The organism is Synechococcus sp. CCAP 1479/9, assembly GCF_019038535.1.
Lineage (GTDB): Bacteria > Cyanobacteriota > Cyanobacteriia > PCC-6307 > Cyanobiaceae > Cyanobium.
The window spans coordinates 123,903-147,145 of record NZ_JAFKRK010000016.1 but is presented as its reverse complement, the minus strand read 5'-3'; the positions used below and the strand labels follow the sequence as shown (position 1 = coordinate 147,145).

General features: G+C 59.8%; 28 protein-coding genes and 3 pseudogenes. 19 read left to right on the top strand and 12 right to left on the bottom strand.

Features of this window, described 5'->3' with window-relative positions:
• Positions 1 to 17 precede the first annotated feature (17 nt).
• The gene (locus KUG38_RS05070; protein ID WP_216919548.1) at positions 18 to 1,124 is read left to right on the top strand and encodes a glycosyltransferase family 4 protein; all 1,107 of its coding nucleotides are present in this window, start codon (positions 18 to 20) and stop codon (positions 1,122 to 1,124) included.
• On the opposite strand, the gene KUG38_RS05065 is transcribed toward KUG38_RS05070, so the two are convergent.
• The 6 genes from KUG38_RS05065 to KUG38_RS05040 all read right to left on the bottom strand — a co-directional run bounded on the left by KUG38_RS05065 (position 1,057) and on the right by KUG38_RS05040 (position 4,083).
• Positions 1,057 to 1,812 carry a phytochelatin synthase family protein gene (locus tag KUG38_RS05065; RefSeq protein WP_286195641.1) on the bottom strand — a complete coding sequence of 252 codons (756 nt, stop codon included), beginning with the start codon at positions 1,810 to 1,812 and terminating at the stop codon, positions 1,057 to 1,059. The two genes, KUG38_RS05070 and KUG38_RS05065, sit on opposite strands and share 68 nt — an antisense overlap.
• 103 nt (positions 1,813 to 1,915) lie before the next feature.
• Positions 1,916 to 2,248 (bottom strand): type II toxin-antitoxin system HicB family antitoxin, encoded by a 333-nt coding sequence (locus KUG38_RS05060; protein ID WP_094586283.1) that lies wholly within the window; start codon positions 2,246 to 2,248, stop codon positions 1,916 to 1,918.
• Complete coding sequence (locus tag KUG38_RS05055; protein ID WP_094586285.1) at positions 2,245 to 2,499, bottom strand: type II toxin-antitoxin system HicA family toxin; 255 nt, start codon at positions 2,497 to 2,499, stop codon at positions 2,245 to 2,247. The genes KUG38_RS05060 and KUG38_RS05055 overlap by 4 nt, the downstream gene beginning before the upstream one ends.
• Before the next feature lie 42 nt (positions 2,500 to 2,541).
• On the bottom strand, positions 2,542 to 3,447 hold the full coding sequence (locus tag KUG38_RS05050; protein WP_216919546.1) for a GNAT family N-acetyltransferase: 906 nt from the start codon (positions 3,445 to 3,447) through the stop codon (positions 2,542 to 2,544).
• Positions 3,444 to 3,875: a type II toxin-antitoxin system VapC family toxin gene (locus KUG38_RS05045; protein ID WP_286195640.1), complete on the bottom strand. Its 432-nt coding sequence runs from the start codon at positions 3,873 to 3,875 to the stop codon at positions 3,444 to 3,446. The genes KUG38_RS05050 and KUG38_RS05045 overlap by 4 nt, the downstream gene beginning before the upstream one ends.
• The gene (locus KUG38_RS05040; RefSeq protein WP_216919544.1) at positions 3,829 to 4,083 is read right to left on the bottom strand and encodes a type II toxin-antitoxin system Phd/YefM family antitoxin; all 255 of its coding nucleotides are present in this window, start codon (positions 4,081 to 4,083) and stop codon (positions 3,829 to 3,831) included. The genes KUG38_RS05045 and KUG38_RS05040 overlap by 47 nt, the downstream gene beginning before the upstream one ends.
• Positions 4,084 to 4,184: 101 nt before the next feature.
• Here KUG38_RS05040 and KUG38_RS05035 point away from each other — a divergent pair, with 101 nt between their 5' ends.
• From KUG38_RS05035 to KUG38_RS05020, 4 genes are all read left to right on the top strand, one after another.
• Positions 4,185 to 5,156, top strand: coding sequence for an integron integrase (locus KUG38_RS05035; protein ID WP_216919542.1), 972 nt, complete (start codon positions 4,185 to 4,187; stop codon positions 5,154 to 5,156).
• A 289-nt stretch (positions 5,157 to 5,445) separates the two neighbouring features.
• The gene (locus KUG38_RS05030) at positions 5,446 to 6,624 is read left to right on the top strand and encodes a PIN domain-containing protein (RefSeq protein ID WP_216919540.1); all 1,179 of its coding nucleotides are present in this window, start codon (positions 5,446 to 5,448) and stop codon (positions 6,622 to 6,624) included.
• Between the two features lie 168 nt (positions 6,625 to 6,792).
• Positions 6,793 to 7,887: an HNH endonuclease gene (locus tag KUG38_RS05025; RefSeq protein WP_216919538.1), complete on the top strand. Its 1,095-nt coding sequence runs from the start codon at positions 6,793 to 6,795 to the stop codon at positions 7,885 to 7,887.
• A gap of 428 nt (positions 7,888 to 8,315) precedes the next feature.
• Positions 8,316 to 8,831 carry a hypothetical protein gene (locus KUG38_RS05020; RefSeq protein ID WP_216919536.1) on the top strand — a complete coding sequence of 172 codons (516 nt, stop codon included), beginning with the start codon at positions 8,316 to 8,318 and terminating at the stop codon, positions 8,829 to 8,831.
• Between the two features lie 138 nt (positions 8,832 to 8,969).
• Here the strand turns inward: KUG38_RS05020 and KUG38_RS17115 are convergent, their stop codons facing one another.
• On the bottom strand, positions 8,970 to 9,101 hold the full coding sequence (locus KUG38_RS17115) for an integrase core domain-containing protein (RefSeq protein ID WP_216920174.1): 132 nt from the start codon (positions 9,099 to 9,101) through the stop codon (positions 8,970 to 8,972).
• A gap of 105 nt (positions 9,102 to 9,206) precedes the next feature.
• Here KUG38_RS17115 and KUG38_RS16890 point away from each other — a divergent pair, with 105 nt between their 5' ends.
• Positions 9,207 to 9,395: a hypothetical protein gene (locus KUG38_RS16890; RefSeq protein ID WP_286195758.1), complete on the top strand. Its 189-nt coding sequence runs from the start codon at positions 9,207 to 9,209 to the stop codon at positions 9,393 to 9,395.
• On the opposite strand, the pseudogene KUG38_RS16885 reads toward KUG38_RS16890, so the two are convergent.
• Positions 9,360 to 9,791, bottom strand: a pseudogene (locus KUG38_RS16885) (transposase); the annotation flags it as partial. The gene KUG38_RS16890 and the pseudogene KUG38_RS16885 overlap by 36 nt on opposite strands.
• Before the next feature lie 79 nt (positions 9,792 to 9,870).
• On the opposite strand from KUG38_RS16885, the pseudogene KUG38_RS05005 reads away from it, so the two are divergent.
• From KUG38_RS05005 to KUG38_RS04965, 9 genes and pseudogenes are all read left to right on the top strand, one after another.
• Positions 9,871 to 9,981, top strand: a pseudogene (locus KUG38_RS05005) (transposase); the annotation flags it as partial.
• 158 nt (positions 9,982 to 10,139) lie between these two features.
• Positions 10,140 to 10,349, top strand: a complete 210-nt coding sequence (locus KUG38_RS05000; protein ID WP_216919531.1) for a hypothetical protein — start codon at positions 10,140 to 10,142, stop codon at positions 10,347 to 10,349.
• Positions 10,331 to 10,684 (top strand): type II toxin-antitoxin system PemK/MazF family toxin, encoded by a 354-nt coding sequence (locus tag KUG38_RS04995; protein WP_216919530.1) that lies wholly within the window; start codon positions 10,331 to 10,333, stop codon positions 10,682 to 10,684. Before KUG38_RS05000 ends, KUG38_RS04995 begins: the two co-directional genes overlap by 19 nt.
• 98 nt (positions 10,685 to 10,782) lie before the next feature.
• On the top strand, positions 10,783 to 11,223 hold the full coding sequence (locus KUG38_RS04990; protein ID WP_216919527.1) for a hypothetical protein: 441 nt from the start codon (positions 10,783 to 10,785) through the stop codon (positions 11,221 to 11,223).
• A 39-nt stretch (positions 11,224 to 11,262) separates the two neighbouring features.
• Complete coding sequence (locus tag KUG38_RS04985) at positions 11,263 to 12,660, top strand: nucleotidyltransferase domain-containing protein (protein WP_216919525.1); 1,398 nt, start codon at positions 11,263 to 11,265, stop codon at positions 12,658 to 12,660.
• Between the two features lie 282 nt (positions 12,661 to 12,942).
• Positions 12,943 to 13,737, top strand: a complete 795-nt coding sequence (locus tag KUG38_RS04980) for a hypothetical protein (protein ID WP_216919524.1) — start codon at positions 12,943 to 12,945, stop codon at positions 13,735 to 13,737.
• Between the two features lie 100 nt (positions 13,738 to 13,837).
• Positions 13,838 to 14,596, top strand: coding sequence for a class I SAM-dependent methyltransferase (locus KUG38_RS04975; protein ID WP_216919522.1), 759 nt, complete (start codon positions 13,838 to 13,840; stop codon positions 14,594 to 14,596).
• 134 nt (positions 14,597 to 14,730) lie between these two features.
• Positions 14,731 to 16,209, top strand: a complete 1,479-nt coding sequence (locus KUG38_RS04970; RefSeq protein ID WP_216919520.1) for a DUF1254 domain-containing protein — start codon at positions 14,731 to 14,733, stop codon at positions 16,207 to 16,209.
• A gap of 89 nt (positions 16,210 to 16,298) precedes the next feature.
• Entirely contained in the window at positions 16,299 to 17,708 is a 1,410-nt protein-coding gene (locus tag KUG38_RS04965) for a DUF1254 domain-containing protein (RefSeq protein WP_216919518.1), read from the top strand.
• Positions 17,709 to 18,060: 352 nt separating this feature from the next.
• Here KUG38_RS04965 and KUG38_RS04960 read toward each other — a convergent pair whose 3' ends face one another.
• Complete coding sequence (locus KUG38_RS04960) at positions 18,061 to 18,921, bottom strand: GNAT family N-acetyltransferase (RefSeq protein WP_216919516.1); 861 nt, start codon at positions 18,919 to 18,921, stop codon at positions 18,061 to 18,063.
• A gap of 296 nt (positions 18,922 to 19,217) precedes the next feature.
• On the opposite strand from KUG38_RS04960, the gene KUG38_RS04955 reads away from it, so the two are divergent.
• The gene (locus KUG38_RS04955) at positions 19,218 to 19,715 is read left to right on the top strand and encodes a gamma-glutamylcyclotransferase family protein (RefSeq protein ID WP_216919514.1); all 498 of its coding nucleotides are present in this window, start codon (positions 19,218 to 19,220) and stop codon (positions 19,713 to 19,715) included.
• A gap of 14 nt (positions 19,716 to 19,729) precedes the next feature.
• Here the strand turns inward: KUG38_RS04955 and KUG38_RS04950 are convergent, their stop codons facing one another.
• From KUG38_RS04950 to KUG38_RS04940, 3 genes and pseudogenes are all read right to left on the bottom strand, one after another.
• On the bottom strand, positions 19,730 to 19,945 hold the full coding sequence (locus tag KUG38_RS04950; RefSeq protein WP_216919512.1) for a hypothetical protein: 216 nt from the start codon (positions 19,943 to 19,945) through the stop codon (positions 19,730 to 19,732).
• 6 nt (positions 19,946 to 19,951) lie between these two features.
• A pseudogene (locus KUG38_RS17110) lies at positions 19,952 to 20,050 on the bottom strand (hypothetical protein); the annotation flags it as partial.
• A gap of 54 nt (positions 20,051 to 20,104) precedes the next feature.
• Positions 20,105 to 20,431 carry a hypothetical protein gene (locus KUG38_RS04940; RefSeq protein ID WP_216919510.1) on the bottom strand — a complete coding sequence of 109 codons (327 nt, stop codon included), beginning with the start codon at positions 20,429 to 20,431 and terminating at the stop codon, positions 20,105 to 20,107.
• A gap of 66 nt (positions 20,432 to 20,497) precedes the next feature.
• On the opposite strand from KUG38_RS04940, the gene KUG38_RS04935 reads away from it, so the two are divergent.
• The 3 genes from KUG38_RS04935 (at position 20,498) to KUG38_RS04925 (ending at position 23,176) form a co-directional block, all read left to right on the top strand.
• A complete protein-coding gene (locus tag KUG38_RS04935; protein WP_216919508.1) occupies positions 20,498 to 21,238 on the top strand; it encodes a GAP family protein in 741 nt (246 codons plus the stop codon).
• A gap of 135 nt (positions 21,239 to 21,373) precedes the next feature.
• The gene (locus KUG38_RS04930) at positions 21,374 to 21,904 is read left to right on the top strand and encodes a nuclear transport factor 2 family protein (RefSeq protein WP_216919506.1); all 531 of its coding nucleotides are present in this window, start codon (positions 21,374 to 21,376) and stop codon (positions 21,902 to 21,904) included.
• 6 nt (positions 21,905 to 21,910) lie between these two features.
• Complete coding sequence (locus tag KUG38_RS04925) at positions 21,911 to 23,176, top strand: glycosyltransferase (RefSeq protein ID WP_216919505.1); 1,266 nt, start codon at positions 21,911 to 21,913, stop codon at positions 23,174 to 23,176.
• Positions 23,177 to 23,243 lie beyond the last annotated feature (67 nt).

Genomic DNA, 23,243 nt, shown 5'->3' with positions numbered 1-23,243 from the left:
CGGCGGCCGGCCGCACGATGCGCATCGCCTTTCTCGATTCCTGGCTGCAGGACGTGGCCGAGGGCAGCGGCACGGCGGCGGCCATCGGCGGCCTGGCCGGGGCCCTGATCGCCCGGGGCCACACGGTGGAGCGGCTGGTGCCCGAGGGGGCCTGGCCGAGGAATCTGCTGCTGCGCCGCCTCTGGTTCAACCTCACCCTGCCCAGGCGCCTGGCGGCCGCCGAGGGCCGCTACGACCTGGTGGTGGGCTTCGACATCGACGGTTTCCGGGTGGCGCACCGCTGCCCGGTGCCCTACGTGTGCTGCATCAAGGGGGTGCTGGCGGAGGAGTCGCGCTGCGAGAGCGGTTGGCCGCGGCTGATGCTCTGGGGTCTGTCGCGGCTGGAGCGCCTCAACGCCCGCCGGGCGCCGCTGGTGCTCTCCACCAGCCGCTACTGCTGCGAGCGCATCGAAGCCCACTACGGCGTGCCGGCCGAGCGGCTGCGGCTGGTGCCCGAGGGGATTGACACCGGGCTCTGGAACCCGGCCGGTGCGGATGCCGCCGCCCTAGCGGCCTTGGATGCGGCCCGCGAACCCCACACGGTGCTGAGCGTGGCGCGCCAGTACCCGCGCAAGCGGGTGGGGGATCTGATCACGGCGTTCCAGAGCGTTCACGAGCAGCTGCCCAGCGCTCGGCTGGTAGTGATCGGCGATGGGCCGGAGCACGGGGCGCTGCGGGAGCTGGTGGAGCGGCTGGGGCTGGGGGAGGTGGTGCAACTGCTGGGGGCCCTGCCCGACGACGGCGCCGTGCGGGAGTGGTACCGCCGCAGTGCGGTGTTCTGCCTGCCGTCGATCCAGGAGGGCTTCGGGATCGTGTTCCTTGAGGCGATGGCCAGCGGGCTGCCGGTGGTGAGCACCACGGCCACGGCGATCCCCGAGGTGGTACCCCACGGGAAGGCCGGCCTGCTGGTGCCGCCGCGGGATCCGGTGGCGCTGGCCGAGGCCCTTCTGCAGTTGCTCACCGATCCCGAACTGCAGGCCCGCTGCCGCGCCTACGGCCGCGAGCATGTGGTCCCGTTCAGCTGGGACCGGGTGGCGGAACGCTTCCTGGAGGCGGTGTCGAGCCAGGAACCCGCCGGATCGTGACCAGGCCGCGGCTGCGACCCGAGGTGGAATCAAGGGTGCGGATCGCGGCCCAGAGATCGGCGACGGGGACCCACACCGAGGGGTAGCGGTAGCGGGCCACATCGAGGATCAGCACCCGGTCGGAGGGGGCGTGGAAGGCGGCCAGCGGGGCGATGTGGCCGCCGCCGGCCTGGCCGAGGGTCGGGCGCAGGTAGTTGGCCAGCAGGCGGTCGCCGGGCTGGCTGAGGTTGGCGCGCAGCAGGGCGCGGAACTGCTCCAGGCTGAGCTGGTCGCCGTGGATCGCTTCGGCTTTCACCCCGTGGGCCCCCAGCAGCGCGGCAAGTTCGGCCAGGGTCATGCCCTGGCGCCGCACCACGTCAGCGCTCACCACCTGGCTGCCGGCCGGCACCTCGAAGACGTTCTCCTGGGTCCAGAAGCGGTAACGGCCGTAGCCCGGCACGGCCGGGGCGGGCACGGCCAGGCTGTTGAGCACCATGGCGGCACTGGCCACACCGCAGTAGGCGAGGTTGGCCTGGGTGAGGAACTGCTCGGCCAGGGGGCCGTAGTCGGCCCTGGCGGCGCCGTTGGCCACCAGCAGGTCCATGCCCGCCGGCTCCATCAGGGGGATCGGCATGGCCCGCAGCGGTGCCGCCAGCACCAGTGACAGCAGCACCAGGCCAGGGAACGGGAGGATCGAGCGCGACGGCATGGGACCGAAGGTAGGGGAGCCATCGCTGGGCTGGGGGTCAGCCGAGCTCCAGGCAGGGAACCGGTGATGGATCGTGCACTCCAATGCCGTGCTGTCCGCTCGTCTATGTCGTCACACTTTTCTGAAGAGCTTCTTGGGCGAGCCTGTTGAGACTCTTTCCTTGTACCTCCGCAGTCATCGCCAGTTTCTTGTGAAGTTCAGGCGAGATTCTTAGATTGAACCTGCCTGAAAAGTGTTTACGGGGTTCAATTCCCTGTTCCTTGCAGACCTCAAGGAAAACCTCCAAAGACTTCTTGAACTCACGACGAAGCTCATCCGGAGTGGAGCCATAGAAGTCAGCTCCTCCAGATAGACCAAGAATTTCCCCACGAAATTGATCCGTGTCCGGGTCGTATTCAATTTTGGCTTGGTAGCCATCCAGTGTCATGAGATTCATGGCGTCACTCCGTGTTCTTCAAGCCATTTGCGGATAGAGGCAACAGCACCCTTGTCTGTATCAGGCGATGGGTGGGGTCGATGGAAGACTCTGACTTCACCAAACAGAACCACCGCGACGCGGCTGCCTGCTCTCTCGGTGACATCCCCACCCAGCTCCTGAAACAGCGCTTCCACGTCTCTCCACGGCACATTGCCGCTCACAGGTCGGGAAAAGATCAGCTCAAGAGTGCGCTGGTTCTTCCGCTTCATTCCAGCATGGTACTGATTTACGGTACCACTTGTGCGTAACGGTCAGCCCAGCTCCAGGCAGGCCAGGCCGTAGACATCCGCCAGCGACACCGCCGGCGGCACGCCCCGGTACATGCGCAGGGTGTGGGAGACCGGGGCGAACCCCAGCGAGGCCAGCAGCGGGGCGGCGGCGGCATTGGCGCCGGGGGCATCGATCAGCACCGTGCCCGGATGGCGCTGCAGCAGGCCCTCCAGCAGGGCCCGGGCGGCGGCGGCGCTGTCCGCCACCAGGGGCCCCACACGCCAGCCTTCGCCATCGGCCAGCAGGCAGGGCCGCACCCGCCCGAAGCTGTGGCAGGCGCCGCGGCGATCCACCAGGGCCAGCACGGTGCCGGCCGGATGGCGGAGCCACTGGCGCAGGAAGTGGGGGCGGGGCGAGGGTTCCCGCTCGGCATCGAACCGCTGAACAGCCGTCGCCGGGATGGCGCCGCCCTCCAGCAGGCACCAGGGCGGCTCCGGCGCGGCGGAGACCGGAGCCGGGGCGCCGTCGTCGGCGAGCCGCTGCCAGCGGGTGGTGGGGGAGGCGGGTGCGAAACCCCAGCCGGCGTAGTCGTCGATCCGGTCGGGGGCGGCCTCCAGGCCGATGCAGGGCACGTCGGCCAGGTGCTGGAGGGCGTGGCGCCACAGCTGCAGGCCGTAGCCCCGGCCCCGCTGGGCGGGCACCACCAGGAACAGGCCGATGAAGCCGTAGGAGGCGTTGTAGCGGACCCCGGCGATGCACCCCACCGGCTCGTCGCCGAGCCAGCCCACCCAGAGCCCCTGGCGGTCGGTCTGGCGGTAGATGGCCACATCGCCCACGCCCGGCGCGAAGCCCTCCTGGCGGGCCCAGCCGGTGATGGTGGGGATGTCGGCGCTCTGCAGGGGGCGGATGGTGAGGGGGGAGGGGCGGCTCCGGTCGGACGTGCTCACCAGATCGTCTCCAGCTCCGGAATGGCGCGGAGCTTCTCGTCGGCGCTGATCAGGGGCCGGCGGCCCTGCAGGGCCGTGGCGGCGATGAGGCGGTCGGCCGGGTCGCCATGGCGGAACTGGGAGCCCCGGGAGAGCAGGGCGATCTCGGCGGTGATCGGCAGCACCTCCAGCCGCAGGGCTTCGAGCAGCCGGCGCAGGTAGAGGGCCGGGGGCACGGCTTCCGGGAGGGTCAGCCGCCCGCGTTCGTGCAGCAGGGCCAGCTCCCAGAGGCTGATGTCGGCGATGGCCAGCTGGCCCTGGGCGCGCCCCTGCGCCAGTGCCGTCGCGGCGCGCCGGGACAGCCGGGCGGGCTCATGGGCCCAGAACAACAGGACATGGGTGTCACAGATGGTCAGCATCACCGGCGCCTTCGAGATCGGCTTCGCCATCGGCGATCGAGGTGATGACATCCCCCAACGTGACGCTGCCGCCCAGCCCTTCCAGCCAGCGGCGGGCCTCCTCGGCCGGGTCCTGTTCCGGCTCGATGCGGGCAATCACCCGGCCGTGGGAGGTGACCTGAATGGCTTCCCCGGCCTGAACCCGTTTGAGCCAGGACGGCAGGTTCTGGCGCAGGTGGGTCACGGAGACGCGCGCCATGGTGGGCGTCTGTACATGGGGTTTGTACAGATTAGGGCGTGTGGGGATTGGGTTTGGGGCTGGCGGGGGAACTCTCAAGAGTCCCCACCACTTTCGAGGCCATGGCCGATGCCAGCCGCGCCCCCGGACTGATCCAGCGCTACCGCGAGGAGCTGCAGGTGCGCCATTACGCCCGCCGCACCGTGAACACCTATGAGCAGTGGCTGCGGCGCTTCCTGCGCTTTCACGGCCTGCGACACCCTCGGACGATGGGAAGTACCGAGGTGAACGCCTTTCTGAGTCACCTGGCAGTAGAACTGCAGGTGAGCGCCTCCACCCAGAACCAGGCGCTGGCGGCGCTGCTGTTTCTGTACCGGGAGCTGCTGGAGCGGGATCTGGAGCTGGAGGGGGTGGTGCGGGCGCGGACACGGCGCCGGCTGCCCGTGGTGCTCAGCGAAGCGGAGGTGCGGGCGGTGCGCCAACGGCTGGAGGGCGAGGCGGCCCTGGTGGTGGGGCTGCTCTATGGAAGTGGGCTCCGGTTGATGGAGGCGCTGCGCCTGCGCGTGAAGGATCTGGATGTTCAGCGGTGTCAACTCACGGTGCGCGACGGCAAAGGAGGAAAGGACCGGCTGACGGTGCTGCCCCAGAGCCTGGTGCCTCAGCTGCAGGAGCATCTGCTGAAGGTGCGCCAGCTGCATCGTGGTGATCTGCAGGCGGGCTGGGGCCGGGTGGTGATGCCCTACGCCCTGGCGAGGAAGTATCCGAGGGCGGATCGGGAGTGGGCCTGGCAGTGGGTGTTTCCCCAACAGAACCGCTGGCATGATCGGGACTCAGGAACCCAGGGCCGCCACCACCTCGATCCGAGCGTGGTGCAGAAGGCGGTGAAGCGTGCCGTGGCCGAGGCGGGACTCACGAAGGCGGCTAGCTGCCACACCTTCCGCCACTCCTTTGCCACCCATCTGCTGGAACGGGGGCAGGACATCCGCACGATCCAGGAACTCCTTGGACATCAGGACGTGAGCACCACCATGATCTACACCCACGTGTTGAATCGGGGGCCGCTCGGTGTCTGCAGCCCAGCAGACATGATGTAGCCATGGCTACATGTGGTTATCGGACCCGTGAAACACGGCCAAGGAATTGGCCTTGCAACTAAGATCGCTGTGCAGGAAAGGATTCTCGACCGATGGCCGATTGGCAACAGCTGTGGTTCCCGGAAAGGAGCAGAGGAAGGTCCTTGGTTCACGGAACCGTCCAATAAAGAGTTATGCAGAAAATGCCGGGCACACTTTTGTCTATTCATTCGGCTGACTGGGCGTGTGAGGTCACATTGCAAATCTTATGCTCCCCGCCTAGAATTGCCAACTAGATCCAAATTTAATCATGCCCAATGAAGACAAGGAAAGCTTGCTCAAGGGCTACAAAGAGCTGATTCTGAAAGGCGAGGTTCGTGCTCTGTCTATTGATTCCTCGACTTTTCGCACCTACGGCTGCCGCCTTGAATCAGGCGTCCTGAGACAACTTGGGCAGTTTAGAGGCAGCGCAATTAATCTAGTGGTTTCTGATGTTGTCAGATCCGAGGTCATAAGATACCTAGCAGATCTTCTAGCTGAGGTCAAGCGTGATGTCGATGGTGCTCTCAACCGGGCGATTGATCATTGGAGATACGACCAGAGGGCGGCGGCTGAGGTGAAAGAAAAGATCTTTAAGGGAGATGAGCCGGCAGCGCTCGCGCAGACTCGCTTTGCCACCTTTGAGGAAGAGGCAGGAGTCAGCATTGTCGAGGCCGATAACTCGGTAAAGATAAGTGAGTTAATGCAACGATATTTCAAAGAGCTGCCACCATTTTCTGCTGTAGGCAAAAAGAAGTACGAGTTTCCCGACGCCGTTGCCTTAATGGCACTAGAGGCATGGGCAATTACCCATGAGACAAAGGCTATTGTATGTTCAACAGACAATGACTGGAAGTCGTTTTGCAAGCAGTCTCCAAGTCTGTTGCATGTTGAAGATTTAGGAGATGCACTAGGGCTCTTTCAACTTGAAGAAGCAAAGGATATCTGCAAACATCTATCTCAGAGGTACAAGATCGGAGAGCTCGGAGACCTCAGCGACAGCATTGATGAAGCATTGGATGCAGAACTTGATGCAACGGAGTTTTATCCGGAAGCGTCCTCAAGTTTTGGATTCAGACTCGACTATTCATTTGTTCCGTCACGTGGGACTTTTACCTTGGAGCCGATTGATTCAGAAGGCTCTCTCTTTCAGCCAATCAACTTCGATGGCAGCGAACTCGTTGTAGTTGCATCCATGGAAGTGATGGTTACCATCGAAAGCATCTTTCAGTTTAACACATATGACTCCGTTGATCGCGAAGAGATATCACTTGGGAGCGGAAGCTGCGCAGTTGAAACCCCACTCTCCTTGAGGGTAGTGATCACGTTGTCGGGAAACCTACAAAGTATTGGCGGTGAAGTTGATGTCGAAGAAGTGGAAGTGTCTCTCGAATCATCTACCAGCTTTGAGTGTGGCGAAATTGAGCCAGACTGGTTGACCCAAGAGTGATCAAGACCATGCTTCTGCATAACATCCAGATTCAGAAGACGAGTGCAAAGGCTGAGATCTATGCTGAGGCAGCTTCCCGCTTCTGATCTGGAGCGTTAGGCTTTAGTCGTGATTCGACGAAGCTGATCACGCATCTGAATAGCAAATAATTCCAGCCTCTTCAAAATCATGCCTGAGAAACCATCGCTAATTGGGAAACGCTTTGGACGCCTTGTCGTTTTAGAGGAAACCAGAAAGGCAAACTCTGTTGCATGGATATGCAAATGTGATTGTGGAGTCGACAAAATCACGAGAACCAATCTTCTGACATCAGGTAAAACAAGATCCTGCGGCTGTATCCACACTGAGATGGTGGCCAAGAGAAATCAAAACCGGAGAATCGATATCAAGGGGAAAAGATATGGTCGTCTGCTGGTTGTCCAGCATTTGGGGATACGAGGTGGATCACATTTTTGGAAATGCGCCTGCGATTGTGGCACTGTTCACAAGGCCACTACTAGTTCTCTTGTAGGAGGTCTGACACTTTCTTGTGGATGCCTCAAAACAGAAAGGCATAATGAACGCTTGGCGGCTAATTTCCTGAATTTAGAAGGTGAGACATTTGGGCGCCTACTTGTTATGGGACATCACGAGAAGAGGGATGGGAGCAATATTTGGCTGTGTAAATGTGAATGCGGTAATTTTTCTCTAGCATCTACAGGTGCACTTCGGAGCGGCCATCGCACGTCCTGTGGCTGCTTCTCGCTTATACAAAAAAGAGACTTAATCGGCGAAAAGTCTGGTCGCCTCCTAGTTGCTGGAAAATGCGAGCAGAAGAAATACCGTCAGACGCAATGGGAATGTATTTGTGACTGTGGAAAGAAACTGTTCATTGCAACCGCTCAGCTCACAACAGGTAATACGCAATCATGCGGTTGTTTGAGAGATGAAAAGACTTCGGCTCGCTTTCGAAAACACGGTCAAGCGGGAAGCAAAGAATATTCAGCGCTGATTTCGGCCAAACGCAGGGCAATACAAAGAGAGCTAGGTGGGAGCTTCACCGTTGCTGAGATTCAGGAGCTATTTGCATTACAAAAGGGAATGTGTGTTTATTGCGAGGCCGACCTCAGCCAGGTCGGGTTTCATCGTGATCACATGACACCTCTTGTGAGAGGAGGAAACAATGAAATCTCCAATATTCAACTCTTGTGCCCGAATTGTAATCGTCGCAAACACGACAAGACCCACGAGGAGTTTGTCATTCTTAGAAAGATCCAGACGTAGCTTAGCCTTCTGCTTTCTCTAGCCTAACAAGCCCCTCGAGTGGACAGGCCACCACGAGCTCTCTGCTTCGCTACCTCAAGCTTCTTGCCTGCCACTCAGGGGCAGCGTATGTCGTCTTTTATGGGGCAGCAAGGTTGCGCTTCTTGATCGCGGCTAGGAGGCCACAAATCGTTCATTGTTGAATTCCGCAAGGCTAACTGTCACTTGGCAAGTTGCAGCAGTTATAAGCTTCGACAGTATCATTACACTTTGTCTCTTTTGCCTGAGCCCAACACGTATCGCGCATTAGATAGATTACGTTACTTCCTCAATTCCCTCAAAGTATGCCCCCATCCTCTTGGCGGCTATTCTTCACACTGTTTTCCGTTGGCCTTCTGGGCTCTTTTAGCGCTGGCTTCATTTGGGGCTGGCTAATTGCACGCCCATTTTTGCTTGTTTTCAGCTTTGGTGCTTCGATTTTCTTTTTTGCTGCTGTTACAACGGGCAAGTGGAGGGGGTACTTGTTGTTCTTCACCTTGTTTATTGCTCTCTCCATTTCTGGCGAGGCAGGCGTGAAAAATGCTCCTTTAGGCAGGAATGCAAGGCTCCTTGCTAATGATCTCATAGAGAAAAGCAATCAAAATCCTGAAAATGGAAAGGCCGTAGCAGACCAGATTGACGGACTTCTCCGCAGAGAGTCTAACTGGTTTGGAGATATCTGGCTTTCAGATTATGAGTATGAACTTGAAAGGGCTAGAAACAACAGTATTGCTTCGTACAAAAAATATATCGCCGATATAAAGACTCAAACCGATAGGCCTATTACTGGTCAGGCTCAAGAGGATAATACTGCTATAAACCGTGCCAAGGCCAGAATGATGGGTGCAGTGCTTGAGAAACAAGCCGAGAAGGGTTGCTATCGCGACGAATCCACCGGTGAGCTTAAAGGTAGCTGGAACTGCTGAAATCAAAAACACTCAATCTCATAGGACTTTGAACAATGAAGGGTGACTTTTCAGTAAAAGGAGGCTCCACTCCGCAATAACCCGGTCTGTCGTGACCCCCTTTATCGGACCAGGGCTTATGAGAGTGGGTGGTTGTGGTCATGCGGCAGCTCCCTGTTGAGCTGCCTCCAGGGGCGTACGCCCCTGGAGGGCCGAATGCGACCTAATGGTGTTGTACCCCCAGCGCCACCGGTCGGCCAGGATCTGCGCCTCTGGATCTGTGGTGAACAGCTAGGAGCGTGTCGCGCATAGATCCAACGCCCGCCCTTTTCACAGCCGCCCTGGAATCCGCCCAGAACCCAGTGACTGCAATGGATCTGGAGGCGAGAATCGGGCATGGCCAAGCCCAAGTCCTTCCGTCCCTGGAACCCCGAACAGACACTGCTGCTGCCGCCATCACCGGTGGAGTGGCCGCCGGAGAGCCACCTGGTGTTCTTCCTGTTGGATCTGGCCGCTGAGCTGGATCTCGAGGCCATTCATGCCCACTACCGACAGAAGGATCCGCGGGGGCCCCAGAGCTACTAGCTGGCTGCTCAGGATCTGCAGCCAGAAGGCAAACAAGGCAAAAAGAAGCTGGAGCAGCTTCTCCAGGTTCATCGCCAGGATCGCCATGGCAATGGCTGAACCCTGTGTCGCCGCAAGCTTCTCGCGGATTAGCCCCAAGCCGAATCTGCGTTTCCCCTGGCCAATCTTGCCTTCTACCGCATTGCGTTGACGTTGGTCATTTGCAAATTGTCTCCTCGCTTCTGCCACGAGCTCTTGATCATTTTTGGGGCGACCAAGGCGAGGGCCGCTCAGGCGGAATCCCTGGCGCTGGCAGAAGGCTCGATTGGCACGGGTCCGATAAATTTGATCAGCACAGATAACTTCTGGACAATGGCCATGACGGCGGCGATAGGCTCGTGCCTGCGCTCTCAGATTGAGGTGGACTGGCTTTTCTGGACAGGGCCCATCGTTAACCTCTGAGGCGGGGCACTGCCCCTGAAAGGGGCTCCCACCCATGAGCAAACGCCGCACACACAGCCCCGAGTTCAAGGCCAGGGTCGCCATGGAGGCGATCAGTGGTCGCAAGACGCTCCAGGAGATTGCCGCTGACCACGCGGTCCACCCGATCCGGTGATGGCGAGCGTTAGAAGGATGTGTAGGAGGCTGTCGATTCAATCTCTTGGGTAGTCGCGCCCAGGCTCCCTTTGGCAAGCCAGGGGCAGGCTGTTCGATGATTTCCTGGCTAGGGTGGAGCACGAATGCAAGGGAGTTCCAAAGAAGGGAATGGAAAACCTCTATGAAGCTGTCGTTGAGCCTGACGGAAGAATACGGCTCAATACATCAGTTCACCTAGAAAAGGGCCTCAAAGTCTTGGCCGCAGTGCCAAGAAGCGAGATGGATTCAGCTTTCAGCGGAATTGCCTTAAGCGAACCATCGCTTTCAAAAGATTGGCTCAATCAGGATGAAGAAGAAGCATGGGCGCACCTTCAGTAGGGGATGTTGTAATCATCCCTGTTCCCTATTCTGATCTATCGAAATCCAAGCGCAGACCTGCTCTGGTTCTAGCTGAAGTGGGCAGAGGTGATTTCCTGCTATGCCAGATCACCAGCAAGCAATATGGCGATCTTCATGCCTTGGCCCTCAAAGAGTCCGACTTCCTCTCCGTTGGCATCAAGCGAGGCAGTTTCATCCGTGGCACCCAGCTCTTCACTGCCAATGAGGCTCTCATTCTTGGAGTTGCTGGCCATCTCACCCATACCAAGCTTTCAGAGGTTGTTTCCCAACTTATTGATATCCTATCTGCTTGCCTGAAAGATGACACCTTCTAACATCCAGATACAGAAGGCGGGAACGATGGCTATCTTCTATGCCGAGATTCATGCTCGCTTCTGATCTGGAGCGTTGGGCCTCATGACTAGGTATTGACGTGAACAGACCCTACGGCGATTGTTACCAAGCATCTCTTGAGAGCGCAGAAGAGTTGCAACACATTAAGAAAGCTGTGGAAAACTCCACGTCAGAAGCGCTTGCATTTGAGCGACTATACGAATGCCTGGGCTTATCCGAAGAGATCGCTGTTGTCCATGGAACTGCGATACCTCCTAGCGGAATAGATAAAGGAAAGACCATAGTTCATGCGTGGGTAGAGGTTGGCGACTATGCAATAGAAAGCTCGAACAACCAGCTTCTTCGCATTCCCAGAGCTCACTACTACGCTAATCACGGCATATCACCAATCAAGCGATATTCTGTTCCTGAAGCACGCTCTTTGGCGAAAGAACATGGCCTTTATGCAGCGTGGCACTTGATTGCCGTCGAACAACCACCTTGTGATATCGCCCCAGGGGAGCACAACACTGAGTCTTAGCGCTATGCCTCGCCAACCCACAACTGCCCTCGACATCGAATGAGCGTTGCGCGTAAGACTATACCAGTTAATACGACCCGTCAACTCTGGGGACAATGTGGAGGCTTTTGCCAGAATCCGTCGTGCAATAAACCACTTTTTAGGGAAGTTAGCGATCAGGTTGTCAGTATTGCGAATGTCGCGCATGTGATTGGACAGGGAAGCAGTGGCCCGCGTAGTGATCACGAACTTGCTGAATTTATAGATAGAGATGGGCTTGCCAACCTCATCATGCTCTGCCTGGAATGTCACAAGATTGTTGACGAGCTTGAAAAGCTTTTTAGCGTCGAGCAGATGTTTTCATGGAAGACTTCGCACGCAGGCAAGATAAGATCGCTATTCGTAATCCCAAAGATCACAGACGAGCATGAACTTCTCTCGGAGGTCAACGACATTCTCGAGGAGAACTCCTCAATCTTCCGTGAATGTGGCCCATACTCGGAACAGATTCTGGCTGGGCTTGGTGGCGATGGCCTCAAAGTATGGAGGAGGCGCTGCCTAGATACCATTCTGCCAAATAATCAGAGAATTATCGCACTCATAGAGACCAATAAAAGGAATTTTCCATACCCTTGGAAAGTCTACTCGTGGATGCTTGAATACAAGATCCATGCCGACGCGTTTCAATACAACTGTTTAACGGACAACAAGGTCAATGACTATAAGCTCTTCCCGCGCTCCTTTGAGTATCGCGTGAAATCTCGCCTCGGCATTGAGTGCAAGCCCCCTGCTGCCGCACAGCAGGAAGAATTAGAGTTTCGCTACAATACGATACAGACTTTTATCGAACGCTTCCTGTCTCGCCACAACGCCATTGAATGCTTACATGAACTTAATCGTGGAACCATGGTTGTCAAACTGTGCGATGGAAGGGAGCTTACTGTTTTTGTGACTAATACATATTATTTTACTGATTACACGCTTGAGCGTGTTCTTGAGGTAGATCCTGCCATTGACGCAATTATTTGCTCTAGCCCTGCCGCTCGCTACTCTGACTCTGCAAAGCGACAGTGCATTGAGCATGGTATTGGCCTCTTCATGCTTGGAGAGTTCATGGGTGCGATTAACTTTAAGGGCGAGCAGTATCTAAACTTTCTGCTTCGCGCTGATCGTGAATTGCGCGAATTTCAGCTTAAGGACTTGAGCCGACAGGCAAAGCCGATCCCAGGGGTCCGCGTCTATGCGTTTGGTTCCTTTCTACGGAGAAGGTTGCATGCAGATATCGACTTAATGATTGTGTACGAAGAACCGGCAGATCGATCAGAACTGGAGGCTTTTGAAGCGCGGCTGCAGCAATTTGTAAAGCGACTAGGTCAACCCGATGTTTCCATAGCTTCCGCTCGGGAGTTCGCTTCATTAAGACTTCAGCATGACAATCTTACACAAGTCTATCCATGATGCTTTGCATTTCTGTGAAAACAAGTGTAATAGTGTGCCAGTGATTAAGGGCTTTCCGCAGGCGTGGCCCAACAACATCATTCACCCGTCCCGGCCTAAGGCAGCCGCCTCCTGCAGGCGCTGCTTCGGGCGGGTGATGATGAGCGTTAGACTTGCATAACACGACTGGAAATCATGAAAGCTAGAGGAACCCTTCTGATTGTCCTTCTCAATCTAACTCTGCAGGTGAATAGTGCTGCTGAATCGAAGCCAAACAGTGAGTCATTGCCCACAGCGCCGTTGATGTCAATCGTCAAGCAACCCCAACAGTTAATTACGCAAACTGAGGCTGATCTGTCGGCTACAAGAGCGCAGCTATCGGCAATCAAAGAGTATCATTCATCGCTTCTCGATACGGTCTATTGGTCGCTGACGGCACTAAGTACTATAGTGGCCCTGCTTGCCGGTTTTGGCTGGTTCGCAAACTTTCGAATGTATGAAAATGACAAGACACGCCTCAAAGACGATCTAGAAGCCAAGATTCAGGCAGTTTTAGCCCAGGTTGGGGCTAGGCTCAATGAACATGAAGCGCAGCTTCTCCAACAACTTGATGCACGACAAGAAAGCTCAGCGACCAGACTGTTTAATGAATTAGACTTTGTGCGCAAAGACCTTGTTAAGAGTATTGAGCAAAGCGAGACTCGAGACAATAAGCTAGACTCCATGGTTTCAGATCTTAAGTCTGTATCCGATACGCTCATCAAGAAAAACAAAGAGACCGAAGCTCTTGTGCGAGAAGTTGAAGAACATATCTGGGAGCTTAAGGATATTCCGATTAACATTCTGTTGACACAGTCGCAGGCTCTTTCGACGGCTATCGATGCAGAGTCGGCCGAGGCTGTTAGGTCGGCCATGCGCCGGATGAGACGCACAATCAATGAGAGAATACTCCCTGGAGGTCACACGCTTTCATCGACAATGATAGGCTATCTTGAGGATGATCTGGCAGTTGCAGCAAAGACGGACTCGGTTCTTTCCGCTGAAGTTCAGGCTTTAGTGAAGAAGATACCGGTAGACGATGAAGCCGAAACCGCCTAACATCAAGATCCAGAAGACGGGATTAACAGTTGCCTATTATGCTTAGGTTTTTCCCCGCTTCTGATCTTGGCGTTAGCGAGCAACATTAACCTTCGCAGTGATGACGCAGGACTTCTATGACGAGCTCGCCCCGTTTTACCACCTGCTCTATCCGGACTGGGACGCGAGCATAGGCCGTCAGAGTCGCGGGCTGGCGCACGTGCTCAGCGAATTTGACGTGCCGTCCGGCTCCGACGTTCTCGACGCCGCCTGCGGCATTGGCACACAGGCATTGGGCCTCGCTCACCTCGGCTACCGTGTCACCGCATCTGATCTCTCGCCGCAAGCCGTCAGTCGCGCCCGCGAAGAAGCTGCCGTGCGCGGCCTGGCGATCGCGTTTACTGTAGCCGACCTCCGACATCTGTCGAGCCGCTTTGATCGTCGGTTTCCCGCGGTCATCGCGTGCGACAACGCCATTCCGCATTTACTCTCCGACGATGACATCCGTGCGGCATTCATTGAATGCCGTGGTCTCCTCGAGCCTGGCGGCGTCCTTCTCATCTCCGTCCGCGATTATGCCCCCATCGAGCGTCGTAGTCCGGACATTCACTCGTACGGTACCCGTGTCGTCGACGACCGGGTTTACAACGCTGAGCAAGTCTGGAACTGGGCCGGTGACCTGTACGATCTCACTCTCCGCCTCTCCGAACAGCGCAGCGCCGAACCGGCGATCGTTCACGCATTCCGCAGTCGCTATTACGCGGTCGAGCTCCCAACGCTCGAACAACTGCTCACCGAAGCAGGGTTCACGTCGGTGGTCCGCCGAGACGCACATTTCTTCCAACCCTTGATCGTCGCGATCAATGCGCCCGCTCGCTAACGTTCGTTGCAGTAGTCGGGCGATCTGCTGATTGCTCGCTACGCGCGCTTTGTTTGATTCGCCCGCAGCTGAACTTTGGCGTTGGCTCGGCCGTCGCTGATCGAGCAGCTAAAGTCGATCGCTGACTTAAATCCTTGAAGCTCAACCTCTTTCGGACGTCGCTGATCGCCTCCCTGGCCGGTATCAGCTTCTTCAGTGGCGTGCAGGCTAAGCAGCCCGCAGCAGCTGATGTCCAACAGACAAGGCTTGGGGTTCTTCAACTGGAGAACGGCTACCCCACCAAGGCCACCGCTGCCAGGCTCTACGACGAGCTCGACTTCCACCGCGCCACCCAGGCCTACCTCTGGGCCCTGCCGGCTGTGGGCTTCAAGGCGCTCTACGACGCCCAGGCCAAAACCTTCGGTGCCCGCAACGGCGATGTGGTGCTCTATCAGACCCTGAAGGACAAGGCGGGGATGCTCACCCCCAACATCACCACCCTCTACGCCTTCAGCTTCTGGGACCTGGCCAAGCAGGGCCCATTGGTGATCGAGGTGCCCGCCGGGCTCACCGCCGGCGGGGTGATGGACATCTGGCAACAGCCGATCACTGACATGGGCCAGACGGGACCCGACAAGGGCGCCGGTGGCAAGTATCTGATCCTGCCCCCCGGCAGCCCCGAGCCGGTGGCCCCGGGTTACCGACTGGTGCGTTCCCCCAGCAACCAGATCTGGTTCGGCACCCGGGGCCTTGATCCCGACAAGGCCGTGGCCGAAGCCACCGTGCGCCGCCACCGGCTCTACGGCTGGAACCAGCGGGACAACCCGCCCACCAACGCCTATGTCCCTGTGGCGGGTCGCCCCTGGCAGTCGGCCCAGCCCGCTGACCTCAATTACTGGCGGCTGCTGAGCGAGCTCTATGCCAACGAGCCGGTGGCACCCCGCGACCGCATGCTGTTCGGGATGCTGGCTCCTCTGGGGATCACCCCTGGCCAGCCCTTCCAACCGGATGCCCGCCAGGCCAAGCTGCTCACGGAGGCCGCCCAGGTGGGCGATCTGATGGCCCGCACCATCGCCTACGACAAGCGAATCCCTGGCGCCACGGTCTACCCCGGCAAGCACTGGGAGTACGCGGTGCTGTTCGACCTCGACCAGGAAACGCCCGACCGACGCCGGGTGCAGCTCGACGAGCGTAGCTCCTGGTTCTACGAGGCGATCGGCATGTCGGCGGGGATGCAGGGGCGGATCGTGGGCTTTGGCCAGGTGTACCTGGAGGCCTCCAAAGATGCCAAGGGCCGCTGGCTCGATGGTGGCCGCACCTACCGGATGCGCGTGCCGGCGGGCGCGCCTGTGAAGCAGTTCTGGTCGATCACCCTCTACGACAACCTCAGCCGCGGCCCGCTGATCACCGACCAGGGCGCCGCTGACCTCAGCTCCCGCAAGCCGGATCTGGTCACCAACGCCGATGGCTCGGTGGATGTGACCTTTGGCCCGGTGCGGCCGGCCGGCGCCGCCAACTGGATCAAGACCACCCCCGGCAAGGGCTGGTTCGCCTACTTCCGCTTCTACGGCCCCACCGAGGCCTACTTCAGCAAGGCCTGGCAGCTGAACGACATCGAAGCGCTCAAGCCCTGAGGCAACCCTTCGCCTGACAGCCGCCCTCCATACCCACAGCGTTCCCAGCCAACACGATGGTCCCGACCCCCAGCCGACCAGCGGTCGCCTTGATCGCCGCCCTCATCGCCGCCCTACCGCTGAGTCCCCTGGGTTCCCTGGCCGCGACACCGGCTTCGGCACCAGTCGCCAGCTCAGCGAGCCAGGCCAAAGCGCCCAGCCCCGCAGAAGCCCGCGCCATCGCCAAGGAGGCCTGGCTCTACGCCTATGCCCCCCTGCAGGGCTACCAGACCCTCTGGAACCAGACCCAGAACAAGGCGTTCACGGGCTACGTGGGCGGCTTCGACCGCTTCCGCCACTACAGCCGCTCGGCCACCCCGGCCGACAAGGACATCGTCACCCCCAACAACGACACGCCCTACTCCTGGGCCTGGCTGGATCTGCGGACCGAGCCGATCGTGCTGTCGCTGCCCGCGGTGCCGGCACCCCGCTACTACGTCAACCAGTGGTTTGACCTCTACACCCACAACTTCGCCTACACCGGCGTGCGTTCCACCGGCCGCGGGGCCGGCACCTATCTCTTCGCCGGACCCCGCTGGAAGGGCACGGTGCCGAAGGGCATCACCAAGGTGTTCCGGGCGGAAACCGACTTCGTCGGCACCCTCACCCGCACCCAGTTGAACGGGCCCGATGACATCCCAGCCCTGAAGGCGATCCAGGGCCAATACGTCCTCACGCCCCTGTCGCGATTCACAGGCCAACCGGCGCCACCGCCCGCCCCAGCGGTGGCCTGGCCCGCCTGGAACGCCAGCAAAGCGGAAGGGATCGGCTTCATCACCTACCTCAACGCCCTGTTGCCGTTCATGCCCGTCGTGCCATCGGAGCGGGCGATGCGGGCCCGGTTCGCCCGCATCGGCATCGGCCCCGGCCTGCCCTTTGATCCGGCCAGGCTGGATACGAAGCTCCGCACCGCCCTGGAGGAAGGGGTGGCCGAGGCCCGCCAGGAGCTCAAGGCCAAGGCCCAACAACAGACCAGCTCCCAGGGATTCTTCGGCAGCAGACAGCAACTGGGGTCTGATTACCTCACGTTCCGCTCGATGGGAGCGATGCTGGGGATCTATGGCAACAGCGGTGAAGAGGCCTTCTATGCCACCCAGCAGACCGGGTCCGACGGCCAGGTGCTTGATGGGCGCAAGCGATGGGTGCTGCGATTCGAACCGGGCCAGCTGCCACCGGTGACGGAGTTCTGGTCGGTGACGATGTACAAGCTGCCGGAACGCCTGCTTGTGGAGAACCCCATTCAACGCTATTCGATCGGTGATCGCACATCAGGCCTGAAGCTGGGAACCGATGGATCCCTTGAGATCTATATCCAGAGCGAGAATCCAGGAGCGGACAAAGTCTCGAATTGGTTGCCTGCGCCAGCTGGACCCTTCTTCTTCGTGGCGCGTTTGTATGGCCCTAAGGATCCAGTCCTGAAGGGCACGTGGAAGCTGCCACGCTTGACAGAAGTCAAGTGAAATAAAGCCCCTAAGCCATGGCCTCAAATTTCTGCCACTCGGGGAAGGCAAGCCAACAATCCACTTCAGCAGACGGGGGCATGAATGAGTTACACCCATGAGGGCTGAATCCCTTGGCTTATGCCCTCTGCTGAGTGGAGGCGGTTAGCGACTGCAGATCAATAAACGGCCTAGTGAGAAAACACACTTAGCGATGTTGTGCTTGCGCATCACCTGCTCGGGCGTATGGCGGATTCTTTTCATGGTGGAGACACGGCCGAGTCTGGTAGGATGAGGATTCTCATTCACCGTGAATCGATTCCCGGGGACCACATCAATTGGCTGGGATGACACCGTTGCCGCCACGTGACACTCAGCATTGGATCGAGGGCAAATACACCCCCAGGGGTTCGGTGTACTCCCCGTAGGACATGTAGGTCAGCTGTTTCAGCGTGCGATGGCCCGCCTCGAGGGCACGACGGAACAACTCGGAGCGGTGAAGCGGGCAGAGGAAGACCGCCATGGGGGCCGGGACATGGCGAGCGCTGTGGGCGATCAGGGCAAGCAGGTCGTCGTCCGTTTCGGCAGCGGCGTGGCCGAACAGCGAGGCGATCCTGTAGCCCACCAACCGCCCCTCGCGCTCCCGCACGAAGCCGGGGATCCCCCCCGCCAGCAACCCCGCGGCGTCGCCGCCGCGCGAGAAGCCGTAGGCCGCCTCACTCAGGCGATGGACGGCGTCCAGGTCATCGGCGCTGAGGGGGCGGATCGACGGGTCATCGCTGCCTGCGGCAGCGGGCTGCATCGCCGCCGCCGTGCCCCGCCAAGCGAATCCCAGCCGGCTGTAGAGCGCTAACGACGTGGTGTTGATGGCCTCCTGGAACAGGCGAGTGGCGCGAATGCCCCGCCGCTCCGCTTCGCCCAGAACCCATTGCATCAACTCCCGACCGACGCCCCTGGACTGGACAACCGGATCCACGGTGATCGGCCCCACCCCGGCGACCGGATCGGCATGGAGAAGGAAGTTGGACCCCACGGGACGACCGTCGAGCACGGCCACGACGCCGGTGTAGTCGGGACGTCCAGCCAAATGGGAGAGGATCATCTCCGCCGTACCGATGTCGGCGATGTCCTTGGGGACCGCATGGCGGTCGTGAAGGCTGGCAAAGGCGTCGTGGCAGATCCGGGCCACTTCGGGAAGGTGCTGGGGCTGCAGCGGGATCAGCTCGAGAGCCATGGGCTGGATGCTTATCGATCGCCATTCTGGCCAGCTTTCGCCGGGCGGTTCCGCCGTGGGTCGCGCGAGACACTCAGCCCATCTCAAGGGCCGAGGCGTCCACGAGGGTCGCAAGGCAGCCGCTGATTGCGTTGATTCCGCATAGCTATCCGTGGCAGCACCGTTCCGGCGCTTAGTGCCTGCGGTAGACAGCTTCTGACTTGCGACTTATGGTTTTGCTGCGAAAATGTAGTCCATACAGCCACAGATTCAATTCACCATTGAACTCATCGTCAGGCTTCACTCCCGGAATCACCGTGGCACACCTCAACTTTGCCTACGGCTCCAACATGCTCTCCACACGATTGCGCCAGCGCGTTCCCGGGGCTCGGCTTGTTGGCACCGCCACTTTGCGTGCCCACGCGCTCCGGTGGCACAAAGTCGCGAAGGACGGATCCGGCAAGTGCGACATCGTCCCTGCAGATCCAAGTTCAGTCGTCCATGGCGTTCTGTACGAGATTCCCGCGCAGGAGAAGCCGCATCTCGACCGTGCTGAAGGACTGGGTTTCGGCTACGAAGAGAAGCACGTCCTGGTCGAGTGCAAGGACGGAATGCTCAAGGCCACGGCCTATGTCGCGACCCACGTCGATGCAAGTCTCCTGCCATTCACCTGGTACAGGGCTCTGGTGATCGCCGGTGCCGTTGAGCACGGCCTGCCGATCGCGTACGTCGATGGGCTGCGTGCTATGGACGCCAAGCTGGATGTCGATGCGCACAGGCACGCGCATCACATGGCACTCGCAGCCCATCGCTGACCCAGGTGTTTCCCTCAGCGTCCCTGGCGCTTCAGATGTTCCAGATTGGCCATGGTGCGCCGTAGATCCCCTTGGTAGTAAGGGTTGCTGGCCGCCAGGGGGCGCACCAACGCCAGGGATTCCTCCAACAAGGCTCGCGCCTGATCCTTCTGCCCCAACAGCAACTTCAGGTACCCCAGGTTGTTCAACGCCCGGCCCAGATCCCCACGATGGGACGGGCTGTTCTTCACCAGCTCCCGCAGGAGTCCCACGGTTTCCACCAGGGGTGGCAGGGCCTCACGCAGCTGGCCCAGTTCGCCATGGGCCTTGCCCAGGTTGCCGAGGCTGCTGGACAGGTCGGCGCGATGGGCCGGCTGCGTCTTGACCAGCTCGCGATAGAGGCTGACCGCTCAGGCCAGTTGGGCGCGGAAGGCGGGCCCCTTGTCGGCCAGCGCCCGAAACATGGCCACCCCCTCCTCGGTGGCTGTCAGGGCCTCCCCGTGGCGGCCCTGATCACTGAGCTGGTTGCCCAGGTTGATCAGGTTGGCCGCCATTGCGGCGCGAGCCTCAAGATCGCTGGCCGGGAGATCGGGCACGACGGCCACCGCTCCCAGGGCGGGTGCCTGGCGCAGGACTCCCTCACCGAGGGTGGTTGTCGCCCGCGCCTGGACGGCCTCCACGGCGAAGGCGGCGAACAACAGCATGGGCCAGGCCGGGTGGTGTGTCGCCAAACGCATGGCTCAACCGGAAGGGGGAAGGACACTGGACTGGAAGGATTCTGATGGAAGCCGCGCGTGCCATCGATGACCATCGAATTGCTCGCCCCGCTTGTTGCACTGGCGCTGATCGACAGCACGAGCTTCGGCACGCTGCTGATTCCCCTGTGGCTGATGTTGGTGCCCGGGCGCCCGCGGCCGGGGAGGATTGTGCTGTTCCTGGGCACCGTCGCCGCGTTCTACCTGCTGTTGGGGATGGCGTTGCTCCTTGGAGCTTCGATGCTGCTCGATGTGTTGCAGGGGGCGGAAGACTCACAACCGCTGAGGATCGCCCAGCTGGGCGCCGGTATCGGACTGATGGCGCTCGGAGCACGCATGGAGCCCTTGACGAAAGCGGGCAAGGAGCGTCGCGCTGTTCGCCGGGCCGCAAAGCAGGCCCGCACCGGGCCGAGTCTCTTCGTACGGATGCGGGGGTATGCGACCGATCCGTCAGCCCCCGTCGGAGCGGTCGTTGTCTTTGCGTTGACGGCGGCCGTCATCGAGGCCGCTTCGATGATCCCGTATCTGGCTGCGATCGGCCTTCTAACCGCCTCCGAGTTGTCACTGCTGGGGCGCGGTGTGGTGCTTTTCGGTTATTGCCTGTTGATGATCACACCAGCGTTACTGCTGCTGGTGGCGCGGCTTTTCCTACACGACTATGTTTCGCCTGGCTTGAAAAGGCTGGAGGCGCTTCTGTCCCGACATACAAACGGGGCGATGGCCTGGGTGGTTTTTCTGGTTGGCCTGTATCTGGCAGGGGACAGCTTGAGCAGGCTTGTTCGGTGGTGATGTTGATGGCTTCGCTGGGCCGACAACGCATCCCAGCGAACATCCGCCCTGAACGATGGGTAAAGTGAGGCTGTCCGCGGCGCCAGCTGCTTCGATCAAACGTTGGACGCACAGATGCTTGAGGCAGCAGACACGATGACCACGCAGGCTTTGCACGAGAAACTGGATGCGATCTTCAACGCGCATCTGCAGGCCGAACTGGCTGGCGACCTCGACGAAACATTGGCGACCATGTCGCCAGATCCCCATCTCGTGAATGTTCCCACCATGGTGGGCGGTCAGGGTCCGCAGGGTGTGCGCAGGTTCTATGCCAAGCGGCTCATCGGTCAGTTCTTTCCGCCCGATGTCGTTTTTGAAACGGTGTCGCGAACCTATGGCGAACAACGACTCGTGGATGAACTGATCATCTCATTCACCCATACCATCAAGATGGACCATATCCTGCCCGGGGTTGAACCCACTGGGCGCAGGGTCGAGGCCGTGTTTGTCGTGATCGTTGGATGCGAAGACGACAAGGTTGCCTATGAACACATTCACTGGGACCAGGCGAGTGTTCTGGTGCAGTTGGGTTTGCTCGATCCGAAGGGTCTCCCTGTCGTCGGCGCCGGTGCCGCCGCCAAGTTGAGAAATCCGGCACTGCCGGACCCGTTCTTCCATGAGGGTTGAGAACCTTTGCGAATCGCCATCATTGCGCTGGGTAGTCGTGGTGACGTGCAGCCGCACGTTGCCCTTGGTGTGGGTCTCAGGCGGGCAGGCCATGCCGTTCGTGTTGTCACATCCAGCGACTTCGCTGACCTCGTCCGTGCCCATGGGTTGGAGTTCTGCGACACGGGGGTGAGCACCGAGGCCATCGCCAACGAGATGCACGACCTCCTGGAAGCGGGGAATGTGCTGAAGATCATGGCGGCCATGGGTGCTTCGGCCGAACGGGTGGCCGTCCAGGCGGCGACGACAGGTCTGTCAGCGTGCGAAGGATCTGATGGGATCGTGAGTGGCCTGGGCGGACTGTTCGTCGCCTACGCGCTCGCAGAGAAGCTAGCTGTTCCCTTTATGCCGGCCTACCTGTATCCGTTTGCGCCAACGGGCGAGCTTCCCGGTGTGCTCACGCCAGTTCCCCAGACACCCCTCACAACCTGGGCGAACGCCCCTTCCCATCGCATCACCCAGCAGCTGCTGTGGCAGCCGAGCCGATCGGCGGATGTCGCCGTACGGGAGCAGGTCCTGGGCCTCGAGCCGTCGGGTTTCTGGGGTCCGTTTGCTGCGATGGAAGGCGCGGATGCACTGAGCCTGTACGGATACAGCCAGCACGTGATCCCTGTGCCGCGCGATTGGCCGCCGCAGAACCATGTCACGGGCTACTGGTTTCTTGAGCCCTCAGCGGAGTGGCGTCCGCCGGCCGAGCTTGTCGCGTTCCTGGAGGCGGGCCCACCGCCCGTCTATATCGGCTTCGGAAGCATGGGAAGCAAGAACCCGGAGGCGACGGCTGACATGGTGCTGGAGGCTCTGCGGCGGACCAACCAGCGCGGCGTTCTCTCCACAGGCTGGGGAGGGCTGAAGACGAACGATCTCCCTGACTCCGTGTTCATGGTCGGGTCAATCCCGCACGCCTGGCTGTTCCCCCGCATGGCGGCCATCGTCCACCACGGCGGCGCCGGGACCACGGCCGCGGCGTTGTCGGCTGGGGTCCCCTCCATCGTGACCCCCGTGATGGGTGATCAGAGCTTCTGGGCCAGGCGTGTCAGCGACCTGGGCGTCGGTCCCAGGTCGGTACCTCGGCGACAGCTCACGGTGGAACGACTGAGCAGGGCCATCGAGACTGCCATCAGCGATGAGCCGATGCGCGCTCAATCAGCCGCTCTCGGTGAGCAGATTCGGGCGGAGGATGGAACGTCAGTGGCTGTTCGCCTGATCGAACAGTGGATGCAGAGGTCACCATAAGCTGATGCATCTGGGAACGAGCCTGCAGCAGTTCACGCCCAAGCAAGTGGCAGATCCAAGCGCTGTC